The organism is Enterobacter chuandaensis, from assembly GCF_039718975.1.
Taxonomy (GTDB): domain Bacteria; phylum Pseudomonadota; class Gammaproteobacteria; order Enterobacterales; family Enterobacteriaceae; genus Enterobacter; species Enterobacter chuandaensis.
In genome coordinates this window covers 4632363-4652849 of sequence record NZ_CP097173.1, presented here as the reverse complement: position 1 = coordinate 4652849, position 20487 = coordinate 4632363, and the positions used below count along the sequence as shown (strand labels likewise).

At 52.9% G+C, this 20487-nt stretch carries 19 protein-coding genes; all 19 read right to left on the bottom strand.

Annotated features, from left to right (window positions below):
- Window positions 1–22: 22 nt before the first annotated feature.
- The 19 genes from pstA to rsmG all read right to left on the bottom strand — a co-directional run bounded on the left by pstA (window position 23) and on the right by rsmG (window position 20391).
- On the bottom strand, window positions 23–913 hold the full coding sequence (pstA, locus tag MX657_RS22320; RefSeq protein ID WP_119916703.1) for a phosphate ABC transporter permease PstA: 891 nt from the start codon (window positions 911–913) through the stop codon (window positions 23–25).
- Window positions 913–1872, bottom strand: a complete 960-nt coding sequence (gene pstC / locus MX657_RS22315) for a phosphate ABC transporter permease PstC (protein WP_080329743.1) — start codon at window positions 1870–1872, stop codon at window positions 913–915. Before pstC ends, pstA begins: the two co-directional genes overlap by 1 nt.
- A 127-nt stretch (window positions 1873–1999) precedes the next feature.
- The gene (pstS, locus tag MX657_RS22310; RefSeq protein WP_080329742.1) at window positions 2000–3040 is read right to left on the bottom strand and encodes a phosphate ABC transporter substrate-binding protein PstS; all 1041 of its coding nucleotides are present in this window, start codon (window positions 3038–3040) and stop codon (window positions 2000–2002) included.
- Between the two features lie 245 nt (window positions 3041–3285).
- On the bottom strand, window positions 3286–4359 hold the full coding sequence (gene stgD / locus MX657_RS22305) for a fimbrial protein StgD (RefSeq protein ID WP_346806855.1): 1074 nt from the start codon (window positions 4357–4359) through the stop codon (window positions 3286–3288).
- A 9-nt stretch (window positions 4360–4368) separates the two neighbouring features.
- Entirely contained in the window at window positions 4369–6891 is a 2523-nt protein-coding gene (locus MX657_RS22300; RefSeq protein ID WP_346806853.1) for a fimbria/pilus outer membrane usher protein, read from the bottom strand.
- Between the two features lie 17 nt (window positions 6892–6908).
- Entirely contained in the window at window positions 6909–7595 is a 687-nt protein-coding gene (locus MX657_RS22295) for a fimbrial chaperone (protein ID WP_119916699.1), read from the bottom strand.
- A 69-nt stretch (window positions 7596–7664) separates the two neighbouring features.
- On the bottom strand, window positions 7665–8246 hold the full coding sequence (locus MX657_RS22290; protein ID WP_119916698.1) for a chaperone-usher fimbrial major subunit: 582 nt from the start codon (window positions 8244–8246) through the stop codon (window positions 7665–7667).
- 442 nt (window positions 8247–8688) lie between these two features.
- Entirely contained in the window at window positions 8689–10518 is a 1830-nt protein-coding gene (gene glmS / locus MX657_RS22285; RefSeq protein ID WP_218727926.1) for a glutamine--fructose-6-phosphate transaminase (isomerizing), read from the bottom strand.
- A gap of 240 nt (window positions 10519–10758) precedes the next feature.
- On the bottom strand, window positions 10759–12129 hold the full coding sequence (gene glmU, locus MX657_RS22280; RefSeq protein ID WP_346806850.1) for a bifunctional UDP-N-acetylglucosamine diphosphorylase/glucosamine-1-phosphate N-acetyltransferase GlmU: 1371 nt from the start codon (window positions 12127–12129) through the stop codon (window positions 10759–10761).
- Between the two features lie 138 nt (window positions 12130–12267).
- The gene (locus MX657_RS22275; RefSeq protein WP_006177560.1) at window positions 12268–12687 is read right to left on the bottom strand and encodes a F0F1 ATP synthase subunit epsilon; all 420 of its coding nucleotides are present in this window, start codon (window positions 12685–12687) and stop codon (window positions 12268–12270) included.
- 20 nt (window positions 12688–12707) lie between these two features.
- Window positions 12708–14090, bottom strand: a complete 1383-nt coding sequence (atpD, locus tag MX657_RS22270; RefSeq protein ID WP_003862362.1) for a F0F1 ATP synthase subunit beta — start codon at window positions 14088–14090, stop codon at window positions 12708–12710.
- 31 nt (window positions 14091–14121) lie between these two features.
- Window positions 14122–14985 (bottom strand): F0F1 ATP synthase subunit gamma, encoded by an 864-nt coding sequence (gene atpG / locus MX657_RS22265; protein ID WP_032673476.1) that lies wholly within the window; start codon window positions 14983–14985, stop codon window positions 14122–14124.
- Between the two features lie 51 nt (window positions 14986–15036).
- A complete protein-coding gene (gene atpA, locus MX657_RS22260; RefSeq protein ID WP_080329736.1) occupies window positions 15037–16578 on the bottom strand; it encodes a F0F1 ATP synthase subunit alpha in 1542 nt (513 codons plus the stop codon).
- A 12-nt stretch (window positions 16579–16590) separates the two neighbouring features.
- Window positions 16591–17124 (bottom strand): F0F1 ATP synthase subunit delta, encoded by a 534-nt coding sequence (gene atpH, locus MX657_RS22255; protein WP_003862369.1) that lies wholly within the window; start codon window positions 17122–17124, stop codon window positions 16591–16593.
- Between the two features lie 14 nt (window positions 17125–17138).
- Entirely contained in the window at window positions 17139–17609 is a 471-nt protein-coding gene (atpF, locus tag MX657_RS22250) for a F0F1 ATP synthase subunit B (protein WP_003862370.1), read from the bottom strand.
- Window positions 17610–17657: 48 nt separating this feature from the next.
- Window positions 17658–17897, bottom strand: coding sequence for a F0F1 ATP synthase subunit C (atpE, locus tag MX657_RS22245; protein WP_000429386.1), 240 nt, complete (start codon window positions 17895–17897; stop codon window positions 17658–17660).
- Window positions 17898–17946: 49 nt separating this feature from the next.
- Window positions 17947–18762: a F0F1 ATP synthase subunit A gene (gene atpB, locus MX657_RS22240; protein WP_014881883.1), complete on the bottom strand. Its 816-nt coding sequence runs from the start codon at window positions 18760–18762 to the stop codon at window positions 17947–17949.
- Window positions 18763–18770: 8 nt separating this feature from the next.
- Window positions 18771–19151 (bottom strand): F0F1 ATP synthase subunit I, encoded by a 381-nt coding sequence (gene atpI / locus MX657_RS22235; protein WP_008500194.1) that lies wholly within the window; start codon window positions 19149–19151, stop codon window positions 18771–18773.
- A gap of 616 nt (window positions 19152–19767) precedes the next feature.
- Window positions 19768–20391, bottom strand: a complete 624-nt coding sequence (rsmG, locus tag MX657_RS22230) for a 16S rRNA (guanine(527)-N(7))-methyltransferase RsmG (RefSeq protein WP_013099403.1) — start codon at window positions 20389–20391, stop codon at window positions 19768–19770.
- Between the last annotated feature and the right edge of the window lie 96 nt (window positions 20392–20487).

The following is a 20487-nucleotide window of genomic DNA, read 5'->3' as shown; positions in this document are numbered from 1 at the left end:
CGAGCTGCCGCGCCGTAAAAAATTAACCGTGTTTCTTCTTCGCGAAAATGACGCGCGCCAGAATGTTCAGCAACAGTACGCAAAGGGTGATGATCAGCACCCCGGCCCAGGCCAGCTGCTGCCATTCCGCGAATGGGCTCATCGCAAATTTAAAGATCGTCACCGGCAGGTTGGCGATCGGCTGCATCATGTCCGTGCTCCAGAACTGGTTGGAGAGGGCAGTAAACAGCAGCGGTGCCGTTTCACCGGCGATACGGGCGATAGCCAGCAGGATACCGGTCATGATCCCCGAGACCGACGCTTTCAGGGTGATCGCAGAAATCATTTTCCATTTCGGCGTACCCAGCGCGTAAGCCGCTTCACGCAGGCTGTCCGGCACCAGTTTCAGCATGTTTTCGGTGGTACGAATGACGATAGGCACCTGCAGCAGCGCCAGCGCAATCACCCCAGCCCAGCCGGAGAAGTGTTCCATTTGCGCGACCACGATGGTGTAAACAAACAGGCCCACGACAATCGACGGAGCGGAAAGCAGGATGTCGTTAATGAAACGAATCACCTCTGCCAGCCAGGATTTACGCCCGTACTCCGCGAGATAGATACCGGCCATGATGCCCAGCGGCGTACCGAAAACGGTCGCCCACAGGATCAGCAGGCCGCTGCCCGCCAGGGCGTTCGCCAGGCCACCACCCGCCGTATTTGGCGGCGGCGTCATCTCAGTGAACAGCGCCAGCGACATTCCATCAATACCACGGGTGATGGTGGACATCAGGATCCAGATCAGCCAGAACAGGCCGAATGCCATCGTTGCCATGGAAAGCGTCAGCGCAATACGGTTTTTGAAACGACGCTTCGCCTGCATTTTGCGGCGGGATTCCGCAAGCGCAGTGGTATTTTGCATTTCGAGCGTTGCCATCAGCGAGCCCCCTCATTTTTCGCGAGACGCAGGATCATCAGCTTGGAAATCGCCAGAACAATGAAGGTGATAACGAACAGAATCAGACCCAGTTCCATCAGCGCTGCGACGTGAAGCCCGGATTCCGCTTCGGCAAACTCATTCGCCAGCGCGGAGGTAATACTGTTACCCGGCATATAGAGTGAGGCGCTGTCGAGCTGGTAGGTGTTACCGATGATAAAGGTCACCGCCATGGTTTCACCCAGCGCGCGACCTAAGCCCAGCATCACGCCGCCGATCACCCCATTTTTGGTGAACGGAAGGACAATGCGCCAGATAACTTCCCAGGTGGTGCAGCCGATGCCGTAGGCCGACTCTTTCATCATCACCGGAGTTTGTTCGAAGACATCGCGCATTACCGCCGCAATGTACGGAATAATCATGATGGCGAGGATCACACCTGCTGCCAGAATGCCGATGCCGAATGCCGGACCAGAGAACAGGGCCCCCACAAACGGAATGGCAGAGAGAACGTTACCGACCGGCTCCTGGAAGTACGTTGCAAACAGCGGCGCAAAGATAAACAGGCCCCACATGCCGTAAACGATACTTGGAATGGCCGCCAGCAGTTCGATGGCAATACCCAGCGGGCGACGCAGCCAGCCCGGTGCCAGTTCCGTCAGAAACAGGGCAATACCGAAGCTTACCGGAACGGCAATAAGCAGAGCGATAAACGAGGTCACCAGCGTGCCGTAAATCGGCACCAGCGCACCGTAGATGTCATTCGGCGCGTCCCACTCTTTGGTCCACAGGAAGGAGAAACCGAATTTCTGAATGCTCGGCCAGGAGGAGAAAATCAGAGACACGATAATGCCGCCCAGCAGCAATAGCACAATCAGCGCAGCCAGTTTGACCAGCGCGCCGAAAATCATGTCACCTTTTTTACCCGGAGGGTTAAATGCAGGCTTGGTTGCAGCCATAAATTACTCTTCTTTATGAGACGTCTTACGAATATGCCCGGTGGCGCTGACGCTTACCGGGCCTACAGGATGAACCGTAGGGCGGGTAAGCGCAGCGCCACCCGCCATCTTCGTTAAATATATCCTGTTAGTACAGCGCTTTACCGCTGCTGTCTTTCACGTTGGTTTTCCATGCAGCACGGATCTGCTCAACCACGCTGTCTGGCAGGCTGGCGTAATCCAGGTCGTTAGCCTGTTTGCCGCCGTTTTTGTATGCCCAGTCGAAGAACTTCAGCACTTCAGCGCCCTGCTCAGGTTTCTTCTGCTCTTTGTGAACCAGGATGAAGGTGGTGGAAGTGATTGGCCACGCGCCTTCGCCTTTCTGGTTAGTCAGATCCTGTGCGAAAGATTTGCTCCAGTCAGCGCCTTTCGCGGCATTAGCGAAGTTCTCTTCGGTTGGGCTAACCGGTTTGCCGTCAGCAGAAACCAGTTTGGTGTAAGCCAGGTTGTTCTGCTTAGCGTACGCATATTCTACGTAGCCGATAGAGCCAGGCAGACGCTGTACGAACGCGGCGATACCGTCGTTACCTTTACCGCCCAGACCGGTTGGCCAGTTAACGGTAGAGCCAGAACCGACTTTAGATTTCCACTCTTCGTTCACTTTCGCCAGGTAACTGGTGAAGACGAAAGAGGTACCGGAGCCGTCCGCACGGCGAACCACAGCGATGTTCTGCGAAGGCAGCTTAACGCCCGGGTTCAGCTTAGTGATGGCTTCGTCATCCCATTTTTTGATTTTGCCCAGGTAGATGTCGCCCAGGGTTTTGCCGTCCAGCACCAGCTCGCCTGATTTCAGGCCAGGGATGTTAACAGCCAGCACAACACCGCCGATCACGGTCGGGAACTGGAACAGGCCTTCCTGATTCAGTTTCTCGTCAGACAGCGGAGCGTCTGATGCACCGAAATCAACGGTATTCGCGGTAATTTGTTTTACGCCACCGGAGGAGCCGATACCCTGATAGTTAACCTTGTTACCGGTTTCTTTCTGGTAGGTATCTGCCCATTTGGCATACACCGGCGCAGGGAAGGTTGCACCAGCGCCAGTCAGGCTTGCTGCTGCGAAAGCAGAGAAAGCGCTCAGAGATAAGGTCGCGGCGACAACAGTTGCGACAGTGGTACGCATAACTTTCATAATGTCTCCTGCAAGGATTTCGTAAATCATTGTTTAAGTGGCTACGATGAGCAAAATAGGACAAACAGGTGACAGATAAATGTACGAATTATGACAGTTTTATGACAATCAACGTATTTGATTTAAGGTAATGTTTTTAATATAAATAAAATCATATCCCTGTCATGATAATGTCACACTGAGATGCGTTAAGCCTGGTTCAAAGACGTGAATATGACAACGGCTGTCATAAACAGCCGTTGTCATTAATTTTGAATTTCGAGGGTCAGTGTTGCCCAGGCTTCAAAGGTGCCGGGCTTCGGAATACTCCCCGTCGCGCTGGCCGGGGCGGCAGAGAAGGTGAGCGAGTTTACTTCGGCGCCCCCCTGGTTGGCTCCCATATCCATCTCCATGCTTCCCCCATTGACGTTGACGACGCGGTCCCATTTATCATAAATAACGATCCCTACGTCATCATTGCCGTTCACTTTCATCATCGTGGCGTCAGCGTCAACGGGATCGGCATGGAAAGCGGATCGGACGATGTTCTCATCCAGCATGCCGGTACATTTCACCTGTATCATCTTGCGGATTTTATGGCTACCGACCGCCTCGCCTTTGGTGGCAGAAAACGCGCTGGCGGGAATTTTTCCAAAATCGATTTCCAGCGACTGACCCGGCGCGATCTCGCAGTTTTGCGGTACCACGATGTCCCCGGCAATTTTTATTTCAGCGAGCTTCTCGGTACTTGCCAAAGAGGACGCTTCATCGATACCGCCGTAGAGCGTGGCAATCGTCGTCCCCGGAACGGTAACTTTTCCAATAAAGGGCTTGTCGATCAAAAACGATAATTTTACCTGAGAGCCGGTATCAAGCGTTGCCTCTGAGCCTTCTTCACCGGAGGCATAGCAGTAAATACCGGACGTCACCCGGTTGGGCTCCGCCTCAAAGGGAACGGGGAGATAGTCGCGTCCCAACACGTGAATGGAGGACGCAATGCTGAGCTGGTCGTTCAACTTGTAGTAGGTATATCCGTTTTTAACGGTATCAACGCTTAAGGGCGAACGCGCGGTGAAGTAGACGCTACGATATGTAGTGGTGAAATGGGTCAGGCAGTTACATCCCAGCTTATACTGGGAAGGCGACTGCAGGGTCGTCAGATCGCGCACCTCGGTTCCCGCCTGGTTTTTATTGGCCGGTATTTCTGCCCCGTTAAGATTCAGGTTGAAAATATAGGTGCCGCCGATGGCGAAACACACCCCGCCTTCTGTCGTCGCAGCGTGGGAAAAAGGGGTAAAAAGCAGCATGGCGACTGCTATAAAAGTGATACGTTGTTTCATCTCATTTCCCTATTGGCACATTACCGCTGTTTGAACCAGTTCAACACCCGTTGGTTTGGGGAACTGATAATGGACCTCGCAAGGTTTCGTATTTTCTCTCCCCCATTTCAGCGTGAACGTTCCCTCTTCCGGCATGCCCGAAAGATACAGTTCGCCATTCTCGCCGGTAATGCCCGTCACGCTGCCCGTCGCCAGTTCGGCAGACGCCACTGCGCCAAAGGGGACCGGTTTGCCGTTAGCCTGTGTGACCTCAAAGAGCACGCGATAGCCAACGTGGGTGATAAATTCGGCCCGCACCACCGCACCTCGCGTGGGGATCACGTTAAGCACGCTGTTCTCCAGTTCGACGTTCGCTTTTTCAAAGTAATCGCTCTCAATTTCCACACGGTTTTCATCGTAAGCATTAAGCTGCGTTTGAACGGTATAACCTCGCCAGTCGGTAGCCGTACCGGTGCCGTTTTCCATTGCCAGACCGGCTGCGCCGGGTGCTTTAATCAGCGCCACGGTTTCGCCCATCTCCTGCGAGAACGTCACTCCATCGCCATGCAGCAGGATCCCGCCGCGCGCGCCGTAGTTGAGCCGCTGGCTCTCCTGGTTGTAGTCATAGCTGCCGTTAACCGAACCATAGGTTCCGTCATATCCCACCCCCGCGCTGCTGCTGTACACACTGTCATCCGCATCCCAGGACTGCTGGAGGTTCCAGGAGAGATTACGGTTATCAAGCGCCGTACCGTTCAGGCCAAGCTGGTGCATTCCTTTTCCGCTGTTGTTCTGCGTGAGGCCGTAGCTCACATAGCTGTCCGGCAGCAATGCTGACAGCGGCACGGAGAACGACAGCATAAAAACCTGTTCGCTTTCTCGGTCGTCGCTATCTGAATACTCCGCGCTCTGCGCCGTGGTGATGGAATCACTGTAGTTCCAGGAGAGGTTCCAGGAAAGAGACCGCCAGACATTGCTGTAGCCAAGCTGAACCAGCCGTTCAACTTCGTCGGTTTTCCAGTACTGCTGGCGGCTCAGCGTGAGATAAATGTTCCCCATCCCATCGCCGAAATTCTGCGTCCAGGTCCCTTCAAGCCGGCTGCGTCGGTTGCCCGTTACCCAGAAATCGCGCTGACTGTTCTGGCGTGACGCCCATTCATTGAGGGTGTAGTAGCCCTGTGTTGAGTAGCGATACCCCACCAGCCTCAGCGTGGTATCCGTCTCATCAAACCGTTTCGAATAGAGAAAACGCCAGGACTGGCCGGACGCCTCTGAGTCCTCGTCCGTAAACTGCGCGCGTGCCTGGGTGATATCGACGGAAAACGCGCCAACTGCACCCATATCTTTACCGATCCCCACCGCTGCCGAGCGATACGCTTCCGCGGCCTGCACGCCACCGTATACCGTTATCCCGGCAGGAAAGCCGTGCAGAAGCTGCGCCTGAAAAACGTTGGGCTGGAATTCGCTCTTATCGCGCAGTTCACCCGCGCTGATATCAACGTCGGTCTGATCTTCACGCTTGAGGATGGCCAGCGAGGCGTAGGGCTGCGTGAAGTGTTGCTCACTGCCGTCTTCTTCTTTGATGGTCACGTCCAGGTCGCCGCCGGAGCTGGTGGTGTTTAAATCTTTAAGCGCAAACGGTCCCTGCGGCACGGCAGATTGATAAATGATGTAGCCGTTCTGCCGAATAATCACCGTCGCATTGCTTTTCGCTACGCCCCGAACGACCGGCGCAAAGCCCGTCAGGCTGGAAGGAAGCATTTCATCATCGGTATACAGTCGCACGCCGCGCACCTGGGTACTGTCGAAGACATCGCTCGCGGTCCAGGTATCACCCAGCATGATCTGGCTGCGTAACGCCGCGAGGTTTCGCTGCACATAGGTGCTGATGGAATGGTAATCCGAATGACCGTCAATGATGTTTAGCGTGCTGTAATTGCGTAAACGCCACGCGCCAATGTTCGCCCCGTTTCGCAGGTTCAGATAGTAGAAATCGCTATTGTCGTCGTCATCAGACTGCAACGTGCTGGAGCCGGAAAAGTCATAGTTCATCATCAACGCATTAATACCTTCATCCCAGCGGGCAGGATTGATGGTGCCGCGGGCGGTGGTATCAATGTAAATCTGCGGCAGCGTGACGTTGAGCAGCAGCTTATCGGTATCGAACGTCCATGTGGCGCCAGGGATCAGCGGGGTAGGGTCCACACAGGCGTTTTCGTCCAGGCGATCCAGCGAACCGATCGCCGCCACCTTAGCCCCGATCTCCGCAAGCACCGTCCTGACGTGCTTAAAACAGGGATGCAGCCTATCGCCAGCCTTATCTTCAATAAAAGTGACCTCCCGGCTATCGATAAACTCATCGTTAACATGAATATCAACCTTATAAGAGCCCGCAGGTAACGTATTGGCGCGGTTAAACTGGTGGATATCAACATCCACCGGATGGTCAATTTCGAGAAGCGCAGGGTTAAAGATATCTTTTGCCAGCGTCACTCCTGAAAAGCCGAGAGATACCCCCGAGGCCAGCGCTATGAAAAAACGGAAACATCCCATATCAAACATCCCTATGTTTACAGCGTGACGTGAATTTCCTGACTGATCGCCCCAAAATCGTTAACGAAACGCCAGTCCAGCGCGTGGCCGTTAATCCCTTCCGGAAGCGGCAAACGCACGGTGTCAAAAGGGGGAATGATGTTTAAGGGAACGTCTTTTTTATCGACGGTGACATTCATAACGTTAATATGTAGCGGGCTCGGATTTTCAATCACGAGCTGTCGGTTTTGGACACGCCATTTAACCTTCGCCGCAGCGCGTTCAGGCGTGATATTCAGGGTCGCCGGACGCCAAAAAAGTTTTATCCGCGTCTTAATGGCAATTTCGAGCGAATTAGGGTTTGAACTGGACGGAGGAATATTTTTGATGTTGAGCCAGAACAACGATTCCCGATCGTGAGGCAGTTCGCCCTTCACTTTCATGATGCGCAATATTTTCTCCTGCCCGGCCTCCAGCCTTGAAACTGGAGGAATAACGGTAAAAGGAGGTTTATTCGACGCTGTATCGCCTTTAAAAGGATCGACCCACGTCTGTATGAGATAAGGCGTGGTCGCTTCGTTATTTTTTATGCTAATTGTCGCATCGGATTTATCGCTACTATAAATAACGCGGGTTCCGCCAATAATGACGCCAGCCGACGACAAGGGTGTTAAAAATGAAAAAGAGAGCATGATGAACAGAGTCAACAAACGCCGTAAATACATCAGTTATCCTCACATCCTGTGGAGGAGCCTGCAACAGGATAAAACAGGCTCCCGGCGAACAGCTGAAGATTATTTCAGGTATTCAATGGTGAACTGGGAATCCGCGTTCGCTGTACCCGGCGTAACCGTAGCCAGCGTCTGCACAAACTTCGCTTTGAAGCCCATGTCCGCTTTGCCATCGGTGATAGCAACATAATTTGAATTATTGTACAGCGGGATCGCCGTATCATCGTTCAGATTGAAGAGCTTGATTGCAACGCCGGTAGCCGTAACGGCTTCACCTTCGCCGGTGTAAATACCGTCAGTACCCGCTTCACCGTTAACAGGCGTGCCAATAGACAAATAACCTTTGCCGATGGTGTCTTTATCTTCTGTTCCGTCGAAACGAACCGCTGCCTGAGTATAGGTTGCAGGGCATTTCTCCAGTTTAATATGGAAATCTTTTACTGACGCCGTTGAGTCAATGCCGGAGAACGTCGTTTTGGCAACGCGGCCGATATTCACCGTCTGATCGGCGGTATCAGGCGTCACTTCACACGTTGAATCAATAACCTCTCCGCGGAAATGAACCGTTCCATCCGCAGCAAATGCTTGTCCTGCCATTAACGCCGATGCAAGTGCAATCGCCACCGTAATTCCATTATTTTTCATGATAACTCCATTAATTAAATCACTATTGCGTTTATCATAAAGACAACGCCATCCCAAATGCGATGAAATAATACTCTTCGGGAAGAATCATCTTCAAGGGGGGGTTTAAAATAATGGAATAATGACGAACCATAGGTGGAATAATAATAGAGAAAAACAAATATAATATTATTTTAGTTAAACCATCAATATTTCTTTTCAGTATACACATAAAAAGGACACATCTTTTATAAACAAACCATTTTTAGGATTACGTTAATAAAAGCTGATCGTTTAGTGATCAAAATAGAGAATACTAATGCTTAGACGCAATCTCGTTCATTATTCACACAATAAAGTAACGAAATACGTCAGAATAAGATGATTGATAGCAAAGAGAAAGCTGATGAGAAAAAAGTAAGGAAAAAATGGCTACACGTCGTGTAGCCATTAACAGAAGGGATTATTCTACGGTAACGGATTTCGCCAGGTTACGCGGCTGGTCAACGTCGGTGCCTTTGATCAGCGCCACGTGATAGGCCAGCAGCTGCAGCGGAACGGTGTAGAAGATTGGTGCAATCACCTCTTCCACATGCGGCATCTCGATGATGTGCATGTTGTCGCTGCTGGCGAAACCGGCATCTTTATCCGCGAAGACGTACAGTACGCCGCCGCGGGCGCGCACTTCTTCGATATTAGATTTCAGTTTTTCCAGCAGTTCGTTGTTCGGTGCCACAACAATAACCGGCATATCTGCATCAATCAGCGCCAGCGGGCCGTGTTTCAGCTCACCCGCCGCATAGGCTTCAGCGTGGATGTAAGAGATCTCTTTCAGCTTCAGTGCGCCTTCCAGCGCAATTGGATACTGATCGCCACGACCCAGGAACAGGGCGTGATGTTTGTCAGAGAAATCTTCCGCCAGCGCTTCAATGCGTTTGTCCTGAGAGAGCATCTGCTCAATACGGCTCGGCAGGGCCTGCAGGCCATGAACGATGTCGTGCTCAACGGAAGCATCTTCGCCTTTCAGACGCGCCAGCTTCGCCACCAGCATCAGCAGAACGGTCAGCTGAGTGGTAAACGCTTTGGTAGAGGCCACGCCGATTTCAGTACCCGCTTTGGTCATCAGCGCCAGATCGGATTCACGCACCAGGGATGAGCCCGGAACGTTACAGATGGCCAGCGAGCCCAGATAACCCAGTTCTTTAGACAGACGCAGCGCTGCCAGCGTATCCGCCGTTTCGCCGGACTGGGAAAGGGTAATCATCAGGCTGTTACGACGCACCGCAGACTTGCGGTAGCGGAACTCAGACGCGATTTCCACATCGCACGGCACGCCCGCCAGGGACTCAAACCAGTAGCGAGAGACCATACCGGAGTTGTAGGAGGTGCCGCAGGCCACGATCTGAATATGCTCAACTTTGCTGAGCAGTTCGTTGGCGTTTGCGCCCAGCTCGCTCAGATCCACTTCACCGTGGCTGATGCGTCCGGTCAGGGTGTTTTTGATGGCGTTTGGCTGCTCGTAGATCTCTTTCTGCATGTAGTGACGGTAAGCGCCTTTGTCGCCCGCGTCGTACTGCAGGTTCGATTCGATCTCCTGGCGTTTCACCTGCTCGCCTTTGGTATTGAAGACGGTCACGCTGCGGCGAGTCACTTCCGCGATATCCCCCTCTTCCAGGAAGATAAAGCGACGGGTAACAGGCAGGAGCGCCAGCTGATCGGAGGCGATAAAGTTTTCACCCATGCCCAGACCGATCACCATCGGGCTACCGGAACGCGCAGCCAGCAGGGTAGACGGGTCGCGGGAATCCATGATCACTGTACCGTACGCACCGCGCAGCTGAGGGATAGCGCGCAGCACGGCTTCACGCAGCGTACCGCCCTGTGCCAGCTCCCAGTGCACCAGGTGAGCAATCACTTCGGTATCGGTTTCAGAGACGAAGGTATAGCCGCGCGCTTTCAGTTCTTCGCGCAGCGGTTCGTGGTTTTCGATAATGCCGTTATGCACCACCACGATGTGTTCAGACACATGCGGGTGCGCGTTACCTTCAGACGGTTCGCCGTGCGTCGCCCAGCGGGTGTGCGCGATACCGGTACCACCGTGCAGCGGATGTTCTTCCGCGGCCTGAGCCAGCATCTGCACTTTACCGAGGCGACGCAGGCGGGTCATATGCCCTTCTGCATCCACGACAGCCAGACCGGCAGAGTCGTAACCACGGTATTCCAGACGACGTAAACCTTCGAGAAGGATTTCAGCAATATCACGCTGCGCAACTGCGCCAACAATTCCACACATAGTTAGATTTCCTGATTATGGCGTTATGCCATGCGTTGTCGCTGACCTGTATTTGCCCTTTCCGGGCACCCCGAGCCTTGTAGAGAGTGGGGTTATAGTTATGGGTACTGCCTGTGGGGGGAGGATTATATTATCCCCTCACCCCAGCCCTCTCCCCATAGGGGAAAGGGTGAAAACCGCACCGTTCAGTTCCCCTCTCCCCCAGGGGGAGAGGGTCAGGGTGAGGGGGGTATATTATTGTTACTTTTTCTTCACCGGGCGTTTCCAGCCCTGCTTGCTGACCTGCGGCACGCGGCTTAACACCAACGCGTTCTCGGCTACATCGCGCGTGACGGTTGTGCCAGCGGCAATGGTCACCCTGTTACCCACGGTAACAGGCGCCACCAGCTGCGTGTCCGAACCAACAAACACGTCATCACCGATGATGGTTTTAAATTTATTGGCGCCGTCATAGTTACAGGTAATGGTTCCTGCACCAATGTTCACGTTGTCGCCAATCTCCGCATCGCCCAGATAAGTCAGATGACCGGCTTTCGAGCCTTTACCCAGACGCGCTTTTTTCATTTCCACGAAGTTGCCCACGTGCGCGCCTTCCAGCAGCTCAGCGCCCGGGCGCAGACGCGCAAACGGCCCGATGGTACAGGCGGCATCCAGACGGGCATCTTCTACCACGCTGTACGGGCTGATTTCGCAGTCGTCACCGATGACGCTGTTTTTAATCACGCAGCCGGTGCCAATTTTGACGCGGTTGCCCAGCGTCACGTTGCCTTCAACGATAACGTTAGTATCAATTTCAACGTCACGCCCGTGAGACAAGGTGCCACGCAGATCGAAACGCGCCGGATCGCGCAGCATCACGCCCGCCAGCAGCAGCTTTTCGGCCTGCTCGGACTGATAAATACGCTCAAGACGGGAAAGCTGGAGGCGGTTATTCACGCCGTCCGTTTCGCTGATGCGCGCCGGATGAACGGCGGCAATTTCACGGCCTTCGTGGTACGCCATCGCAATGATATCGGTGATGTAGTATTCACCCTGCGCGTTGTTGTTGTTGAGCTGAGAGAGCCAGCGCTTCATGTCCGCGCCGTTGGCAATCAGGATGCCGGTGTTGATCTCCTGAATCTTGCGCTGTTCGTCGCTGGCATCTTTGTGTTCAACGATACCCGTGACGTTGCCGTTTTCACGTGTGATACGGCCATAGCCCGTTGGATCGTCCAGCACAACGGTTAATAAGCCGATGCCGCCCTGCGGCTTGGCCGCACGCAGGCGAGTCAGCGTTTCAACGGAGATCAGCGGAACGTCGCCGTAAAGCATCAGAATGTCTTCGTCATCGGCAAAGAACGGCGCAGCCTGCTGCATCGCATGACCGGTACCCAGCTGTTCAGCCTGAAGCACCCAGTTGAGCGCGTCATCGCTCAGCGTCTTTTTCAGCAGATCGCCACCGTGGCCGTAGACCAGGTGAACCTGACGAGCACCCAGTTCATTCGCGGCATCAATGACATGCTGCACCATTGGCTTTCCTGCCAGCGTGTGGAGCACTTTTGGCAAATCGGAATACATGCGGGTACCTTTGCCTGCGGCAAGGATCACCACGCTCATCGCACTGTTTGACATACGCATCCTGACGGTAGTTTGAGTGAGAAGTAAAAACGTTTGATGCTTAAAATTCTACATCTTTTTTATCATGAATTAAGCGCCAAAAAAAAAGCCAGCCTGGTATCCAGACTGGCTTTTGTGCTTTTCAAGCCGGTGTTACATCGCTTTTTTGGTCAACTCGATAACGCGCAGTTTCGCGATCGCTTTGGCCAGCTCCGCAGACGCCTGAGCGTAATCCACGTCACCATGAGAGCTGCTAATGTGCTCTTCAGCCTTACGCTTCGATTCCAGGGCTCGCGCTTCGTCGAGATCCTGGCCACGAATAGCGGTATCGGCCAGAACGGTCACACTGCCAGGCTGCACTTCAAGAATGCCGCCGGACAGATAGATAAACTCTTCATGACCGAACTGTTTAACGATGCGGATCATACCAGGCTTAATGGCGGTGAGCAGCGGTGCGTGACCCGGGAAAATACCCAGTTCACCTTCACTACCCGTTACCTGGATTTTCTCGACCAGACCAGAGAACATTTGTTGCTCTGCGCTGACGACGTCCAGGTGGTAAGTCATTGCCATATCACCCTCCGATTAAGGCGTTAAAGTTTTTTGGCTTTTTCCACGGCTTCTTCGATGGAACCAACCATGTAGAACGCCTGCTCTGGCAGGTGATCGTATTCGCCTTCCATGATGCCTTTAAAGCCACGGATGGTGTCTTTCAGGGAAACGTATTTACCTGGAGAACCGGTGAATACTTCCGCAACGAAGAACGGCTGGGACAGGAAGCGCTGGATCTTACGCGCACGTGCTACCACCAGTTTGTCTTCTTCAGACAGTTCATCCATACCCAGGATGGCGATGATGTCTTTCAGTTCCTGGTAACGCTGCAGCAGGGACTGTACGCCACGCGCGGTGTCGTAGTGTTCCTGACCAACAACCAGTGGATCCAGCTGACGGCTGGTGGAGTCCAGCGGGTCAACGGCCGGGTAGATACCCAGAGACGCGATCTGACGGCTCAGTACCACGGTTGCATCTAAGTGAGCAAAGGTGGTGGCTGGAGATGGGTCAGTCAAGTCATCCGCAGGTACGTATACCGCCTGAACGGAGGTGATAGAACCGGTTTTGGTAGAGGTGATACGTTCCTGAAGAACACCCATCTCTTCCGCCAGGGTCGGCTGGTAGCCTACCGCTGAAGGCATACGACCCAGCAGTGCAGATACTTCCGTACCGGCCAGGGTGTAACGATAGATGTTATCAACGAACAGCAGAACGTCACGGCCTTCGTCACGGAACTTCTCAGCCATCGTCAGACCGGTCAGCGCAACGCGCAGACGGTTTCCTGGTGGCTCGTTCATCTGGCCGTAAACCAGGGATACTTTGTCCAGAACGTTGGAGTCGGTCATTTCGTGGTAGAAGTCGTTACCCTCACGAGTACGTTCACCTACGCCCGCAAACACGGAGTAACCGGAGTGCTCGATCGCGATGTTACGGATCAGCTCCATCATGTTTACGGTTTTACCTACACCCGCACCACCGAACAGACCAACTTTACCGCCCTTCGCGAACGGACACATCAGGTCGATAACTTTGATACCGGTTTCCAGCAGTTCCTGAGAGCTGGACAGCTCTTCGTAGGAAGGTGCCGCGCGGTGGATAGCCCAACGCTCTTCTTCACCGATGTCGCCTTTCATGTCGATTGGCTGACCCAATACGTTCATGATACGACCCAGTGTTGCTTTACCTACCGGGACTTCGATCGGGTGCTCAAGGTCTTTAACTTCCAGACCACGACGCAGACCGTCGGAAGAACCCATGGCGATGGTACGCACGATACCGCCGCCGAGCTGCTGCTGAACTTCCAGCACCAGGCTCTCGTTACCATTCTGTACCTCAAGCGCGTCGTACACGCGTGGTACGGCGTCCTGAGGGAACTCGACGTCCACCACGGCGCCGATTACCTGGACAATCTTTCCAGTAGCCATCTTGAATCCTCTACGTAATTCGTAAACCTGGTTAAACCGCGGCGGCCCCCGAGACGATCTCGGTGAGTTCCTGAGTAATGCTGGCCTGACGAGCTTTGTTGTAAACCAACTGCAGCTCTTTAATCAGGCTGCCGCCATTATCGGTCGCGGCTTTCATCGCCACCATTCGTGCGGCCTGCTCGCTGGCCAGGTTTTCTACAACGCCCTGATAAACCTGAGATTCAACGTAACGACGCAGCAGGGTATCCAGCAGCGGTTTCGGATCGGGTTCATACAGGTAATCCCAGGCTTTCTGCTTCAGCTCGTCATCTTCTGATGCCGGTAACGGCAGCATCTGCGTGAGCGTTGGAACCTGAGACATGGTGTTAATAAATTTGTTGCTGACAACGTACAGTCTGTCCAGACGGCCTTCATCGTAGGCCTGCAACATCACTTTAACCGGGCCGATCAGTTCGGACAGGGACGGGTTATCACCCATACCGGTCACCTGAGCGACAATATTGCCACCAACGGAGTTAAAGAAAGAGACGCCTTTAGAGCCAATCAGTGCCAGATCGCACTGAACGCCTTTATCGGACCATGCTTTCATATCCGCCAGCAGTTTTTTGAACAGGTTAATGTTCAAGCCGCCACACAGACCACGGTCAGTCGACACCACCAGGTAGCCCACGCGCTTAACGTCGCGTTCTTCCAGGTAAGGGTGCTTATATTCCAGATTACCGTTTGCAAGGTGACCAATCACTTTGCGCATGGTCTCTGCATAAGGACGGCTGGCCGCCATGCGATCCTGCGATTTACGCATTTTGGAAGCGGCGACCATCTCCATCGCTTTAGTGATCTTTTGCGTGTTCTGGACGCTTGCGATCTTACTACGTATCTCTTTTGCGCCGGCCATGAGCTTCTCCTCAATGCCAGGCGGCTTGCCCTGAGACAAGCCGCCGGACGATTACCAGGATTGGGTTGCTTTGAAGGAATCGAGGATAGCTTTCAGCTTGCCTTCGATTTCGTCGTTATAGCCACCGGTCTGGTTGATCTCTTGCATCAGCGGAGCGTGATCACGGTCGACGTAAGCCAGCAGAGCGGCTTCGAAGCTACCGATTTTCGCCAGTTCCACATCTTCGAGGTAACCGCGTTCAGCCGCGAACAGTACCAGGCCCTGCTGAGCAACAGACATTGGTGCGTACTGTTTCTGCTTCAGCAGCTCGGTCACTTTCTGACCGTGGCTCAGCTGTTTACGGGTTGCTTCGTCCAGATCGGATGCGAACTGAGAGAACGCAGCCAGTTCACGATACTGTGCCAGCGCGGTACGGATACCACCGGACAGTTTCTTGATGATCTTGGTCTGAGCAGCACCACCTACACGGGATACGGAGATACCCGGGTTAACCGCCGGACGAATACCGGAGTTAAACAGGTTGGTTTCCAGGAAGATCTGACCATCGGTAATGGAGATTACGTTGGTCGGAACGAACGCAGAAACGTCACCCGCCTGGGTTTCAATGATCGGCAGCGCGGTCAGAGAACCTGTTTTACCCTTCACTTCACCTTTGGTGAAGTTCTCGACGTATTCCGCGTTAACGCGGGAAGCACGCTCCAGCAGACGAGAGTGGAGGTAGAATACGTCGCCAGGGAACGCTTCACGTCCTGGTGGACGACGGAGCAGCAGGGAAACCTGACGATAAGCAACAGCCTGTTTAGACAGGTCATCGTATACGATCAGCGCATCTTCACCGCGGTCACGGAAGTATTCGCCCATTGCGCAACCGGCGTATGGCGCCAGGTATTGCAGTGCAGCGGATTCAGAAGCGGTAGCCACAACAACGATGGTGTTAGCCAGCGCGCCGTGCTCTTCCAGTTTACGAACCACGTTAGAAATGGTGGACGCTTTCTGGCCGATAGCCACGTACACACATTTGATGCCGGAATCGCGCTGGTTGATGATGGCGTCGATTGCCATCGCAGTTTTACCGGTCTGACGGTCACCGATGATCAGTTCACGCTGACCACGACCGATTGGGATCATGGCGTCAACGGACTTATAACCAGTCTGCACTGGCTGATCAACGGACTGACGGTCGATAACGCCTGGTGCGATAACTTCGATTGGGGAGAAGCCATCGTGCTCAACCGGACCTTTACCGTCGATTGGCGCACCCAGGGTGTTAACAACGCGACCCAGCAGGCCACGGCCAACCGGCACTTCCAGAATACGGCCAGTACACTTAACCTTCATGCCTTCGGCGAGGTCAGCGTATGGACCCATCACAACTGCACCTACGGAGTCGCGCTCCAGGTTCAGTGCGATAGCGTAACGGTTACCCGGCAGGGAAATCATCTCACCCTGCATACAATCGGCCAGGCCGTGGATGCGGATAACACCGTCACTTACAGAAACAATAGTACCTTCGTTGTGAGCTTCACTCACAACACTGAACTGAGCAATGCGCTGCTTGATCAGTTCGCTGATTTCGGTGGAATTCAGTTGCATGCTCCAGTCCCCTTAAGACTGCAAGACGTCTGCAAGGCGCTCAAGACGGCCGCGTACGCTGCCATCAATGACCATATCACCCGAACGGATGATTACGCCTGCCATTACAGACTTATCGATTTTGCAATTCAGCTTAACTTTGCGTGACAGACGTTTTTCCATCGCGGCGGTGATTTTCGCAAGCTGTTCGTCACTCAGTTCAGTCGCGGAAGTCACTTCGACTTCTGCAGTTGCTTCACTAAGGGCACGTAAGTGCTCAAACTGCTCGAGAACATCCGGGAGCACACGGAGACGACCATTTTCCGCCATCACCTTAATCAGGTTCTGGCCATTGGCATCCAGTTGCTCTCCGCACACGGCGATAAACGACGCGGCGAGGGTTTCAGGCGCTAACGCACCGGAAAGCAACTCGGCCATTTGTTCGTTTTTCGTCACCTCAGCGGCAAACGCCAGCATGTTCTGCCAGCGATCGACATTTTGGTGTTCGACAGCAAAGTCAAAAGCTGCTTTGGCGTAGGGGCGAGCTACCGTAACAAATTCAGACATCAGCCCCTCCCTCCTTACAGTTCAGCGACAAGTTTGTCCACGATGTCGCTGTTAGCAGCTTCATCCACGGAACGTTCGATGATCTTCTCGGCGCCAGCAACAGCCAGAATCGCAACCTGCTTACGCAGTTCTTCACGAGCACGTTTACGCTCAGCTTCAATTTCAGCCTGAGCCTGTGTCACGATCTTAGTACGTTCCTGTTCTGCTTCAGCTTTGGCTTCGTCCAGGATCTGAGAACGGCGCTTGTTAGCCTGTTCAATGATTACCTGAGCTTCAGCTTTCGCTTTTTTCAGCTGGTCTGTCGCGTTGGCCTGTGCAAGGTCCAAATCTTTCTTAGCGCGTTCTGCGGAAGCCAGACCGTCAGCAATTTCTTTCTGACGTTTTTCGATGGCAGCCATTAAAGGCGGCCATACATACTTCATGCAGAACCAGACAAAGAGAATAAACGCGATGGCCTGGCCGAGGATTGTTGCGTTCATGTTCACAGCACAATACCTCTTAAATTTCTGTGGCTTGGGGTTTTAAAACAACTACTACGCGACAGCAAACATCACGTACAGACCCAGACCTACAGCGATCATTGGGATTGCATCCACCAGACCCATAACGATAAAGAACTGAGTACGCAGCAGAGGAATCAGATCAGGTTGACGCGCTGCGCCTTCCAGGAATTTACCTCCGAGGATGCCGATACCGATCGCAGCACCGATAGCCGCCAGACCCATCATCACAGCGGCAGCCATGTACAGCAGATCCATATTCAGGTTTTCCATGACAGTCTCCAGTTTGTTTCAATTAAAACGTAGTAGTGTTGGTAAAAAATCAGTGCTCTTCAGACGCCATCGACAGATAGACGATCGTCAGAACCATGAAGATAAAGGCTTGCAGCGTAATGATCAGGATGTGGAAAATGGCCCACGGCACATTCAGAATCCACTGTGACCACCACGGCAGAAGACCCGCGATCAGAATGAAAATCAGCTCACCCGCATACATGTTGCCGAACAGTCGCAGACCCAGTGAAACAGGTTTGGACAGCAGGCTAACGCCTTCCAGGATCAGGTTGACCGGAATAAACGCCCAGTGGTTGAACGGCTGCAAGGTAAGCTCTTTCACAAAGCCGCTTACGCCTTTCATTTTGATGCTGTAGAAAAGAATCAGGATAAACACGCCCAGCGCCATCGACAGGGTGATGTTCACGTCCGCAGACGGTACAACACGCAGCGCAGGCAGGCCGAAGATGTGCTCGCCGATGAACGGCAGCAGGTCAATTGGCAGCAGGTCCATCAGGTTCATCAGGAAGACCCAAACGAACACGGTCAGGGCCAGCGGAGCAATCAGCTTGCTCTTACCATGGTACATGTCTTTCACGCTGCCATGGACGAAGCCGATGATCATCTCAACGAACGTCTGGAATTTCCCTGGAACACCGCTGGTCGCCTTTTTAGCAACGCTGCGGAACATGGCCAGGAACAGAAGACCCAAAACCACCGAGAAGAACATGGAGTCGATGTTGATCGTCCAGAAGGTGGCCGGGGGGTTATGTGGATCCACCAGCGAGAATGTACGCAGGTCCAGCTGAAGGTTATTCAGATGGTGACCTATGTAATCCTGCGGCGTCATATTTTCTGAAGCCATGATGCCTTTTACCCTTTGTTATTGATTACAGCTGGAGCCAGAACTTGTACCACCAGCACCAAAACCCACGTTGCTATCAGCGGCATGAATACCACTTTCAAAACCGCCAGCGCCATCACCAGTAGAGCAAAGGTCAGCAACACCTTACACACTTCGCCGAGGGCGAAGGACCAGGCCACGCGGCCTTTGGCGGGTGTATGCGCCTGATGACGCCAGGCAAAAATCATAAACAACACGTTTGGCAGCACAACCGCCAAACCCCCGCACACGGCGGAGATGCCCCAGAAGGGGTCTTTGAGGCTAAACAGCAGTCCACTTGCTATCACAGCCAGAAACTGAATGAACAGAAGCTTACGAGCAACGTTTCTACTCAAGAGCGACACAGACATCACGTTTTTACTCCTGCTCCCTTCGAGGTATGCCGCGTGTCGTATAAAACGTCCTTTAAGGCTCAGAGTCAAGCATCAAAAAGCGGACAAATTATACGGTGCGTACCCGTGATTTCAAACATTAAGTAGCGAAAAGGTGAATAAATGTTTAAATATTTTTCCCCGCCGCTATTTTTTAACTTTCGTAGAAAGCATCGACCTTCGAGCAAAACTGCAAACAGCGCGAAAACGTTGACTACAAAGCGTGCACGAGATCACAAAACACACATTTGCGATAAGGTTGTATTTATCAAACTCGTAAATCGCTTAATTTCATCTTTCTGAAAATAAAGATAAAATGTCGCAACTATTTTCAAAACAGCCCCGTATACAATAAAAACCTTTTATTGACATTCTTAATAAATATTTAACATTGCATTCTGGTTGCTGCTTTCCACTTTTAGCAGGCTGATATTTTCGTGGTTGATTATCTTCAGGGTGAACAATGGTGAGGAAGTTAACCATTAGAAAACCCTTAGTAAAAACACGGTTAAATTCTCTCCGGCGAAATCCGTTGTGTTGTGCTGTTTTTTAACACTGACAGAACAGCACAAATTCCACATTTTTTATTAATTTTTTAAAAATTGTTTGGCTTAATTATCACCAGATGACGTTCGCCTTCGAGCTGAGGAATCTGTAATTTCTCAATGGACTCGACGGCAAAACCGTCCGGAAGCTGTTCAATTTCATCGCCGGGCAACTGCCCTTTCAGCGCATAAAAACGGCCATTCTCTGCCGGTAAGTGCTTACACCAGCTCACCATGTCATTAAGCGAAGCAAACGCACGGCTGATAACCCCGTCGAACGGTGGCTCTGCCGGAAACTCCTCTACCCTGCTTTGCACAGGCGTGATGTTCTCAAGCTTCAGCTCATGCTGTACCTGGCGCAAAAAACGCACGCGCTTGCCAAGGCTATCCAGCAGCGTGAAATGGCTTTCCGGGCGGACAATTGACAGGGGAATACCCGGCAGGCCAGGACCCGTGCCCACATCGATAAAGCGCTCACCGTTCAGGTACGGCGCAACCACAATGCTATCGAGAATATGGCGAATCAGCATCTCGTTGGGGTCGCGTACGGAGGTGAGGTTGTACGCTTTATTCCATTTGTTCAGCATATCGACATAGGCCACCAGCTGATTTTTCTGGTGATCGGTGAGCGAAATACCTGCCTGATCCAGCAGACGAGAGAGTTTATTGAGCACGGTGAATACCTGTTGAGAGACTTAAGTGGCGGGTGGCGCTTCGCTAACCCGCCCTACGGAGTTCTGTAGGCCCGGTAAGCGCAGCGCCACCGGGCG

Excerpts from the sequence above, each read along its gene's own strand:
- MX657_RS22300 (WP_346806853.1), bottom strand. The coding sequence starts at position 6,891 with ATGGGATGTTTCCGTTTTTTCATAGCGCTGGCCTCGGGGGTATCTCTC.
- atpE (WP_000429386.1), bottom strand. The coding sequence starts at position 17,897 with ATGGAAAACCTGAATATGGATCTGCTGTACATGGCTGCCGCTGTGATG.
- pstC (WP_080329743.1), bottom strand. The coding sequence starts at position 1,872 with ATGGCTGCAACCAAGCCTGCATTTAACCCTCCGGGTAAAAAAGGTGAC.
- atpB (WP_014881883.1), bottom strand. The coding sequence starts at position 18,762 with ATGGCTTCAGAAAATATGACGCCGCAGGATTACATAGGTCACCATCTG.
- atpA (WP_080329736.1), bottom strand. The coding sequence starts at position 16,578 with ATGCAACTGAATTCCACCGAAATCAGCGAACTGATCAAGCAGCGCATT.
- pstA (WP_119916703.1), bottom strand. The coding sequence starts at position 913 with ATGGCAACGCTCGAAATGCAAAATACCACTGCGCTTGCGGAATCCCGC.
- MX657_RS22295 (WP_119916699.1), bottom strand. The coding sequence starts at position 7,595 with ATGTATTTACGGCGTTTGTTGACTCTGTTCATCATGCTCTCTTTTTCA.
- pstS (WP_080329742.1), bottom strand. The coding sequence starts at position 3,040 with ATGAAAGTTATGCGTACCACTGTCGCAACTGTTGTCGCCGCGACCTTA.
- glmU (WP_346806850.1), bottom strand. The coding sequence starts at position 12,129 with ATGTCAAACAGTGCGATGAGCGTGGTGATCCTTGCCGCAGGCAAAGGT.
- atpI (WP_008500194.1), bottom strand. The coding sequence starts at position 19,151 with ATGTCTGTGTCGCTCTTGAGTAGAAACGTTGCTCGTAAGCTTCTGTTC.
- glmS (WP_218727926.1), bottom strand. The coding sequence starts at position 10,518 with ATGTGTGGAATTGTTGGCGCAGTTGCGCAGCGTGATATTGCTGAAATC.
- stgD (WP_346806855.1), bottom strand. The coding sequence starts at position 4,359 with ATGAAACAACGTATCACTTTTATAGCAGTCGCCATGCTGCTTTTTACC.
- atpD (WP_003862362.1), bottom strand. The coding sequence starts at position 14,090 with ATGGCTACTGGAAAGATTGTCCAGGTAATCGGCGCCGTGGTGGACGTC.
- atpG (WP_032673476.1), bottom strand. The coding sequence starts at position 14,985 with ATGGCCGGCGCAAAAGAGATACGTAGTAAGATCGCAAGCGTCCAGAAC.
- MX657_RS22275 (WP_006177560.1), bottom strand. The coding sequence starts at position 12,687 with ATGGCAATGACTTACCACCTGGACGTCGTCAGCGCAGAGCAACAAATG.
- atpH (WP_003862369.1), bottom strand. The coding sequence starts at position 17,124 with ATGTCTGAATTTGTTACGGTAGCTCGCCCCTACGCCAAAGCAGCTTTT.
- MX657_RS22290 (WP_119916698.1), bottom strand. The coding sequence starts at position 8,246 with ATGAAAAATAATGGAATTACGGTGGCGATTGCACTTGCATCGGCGTTA.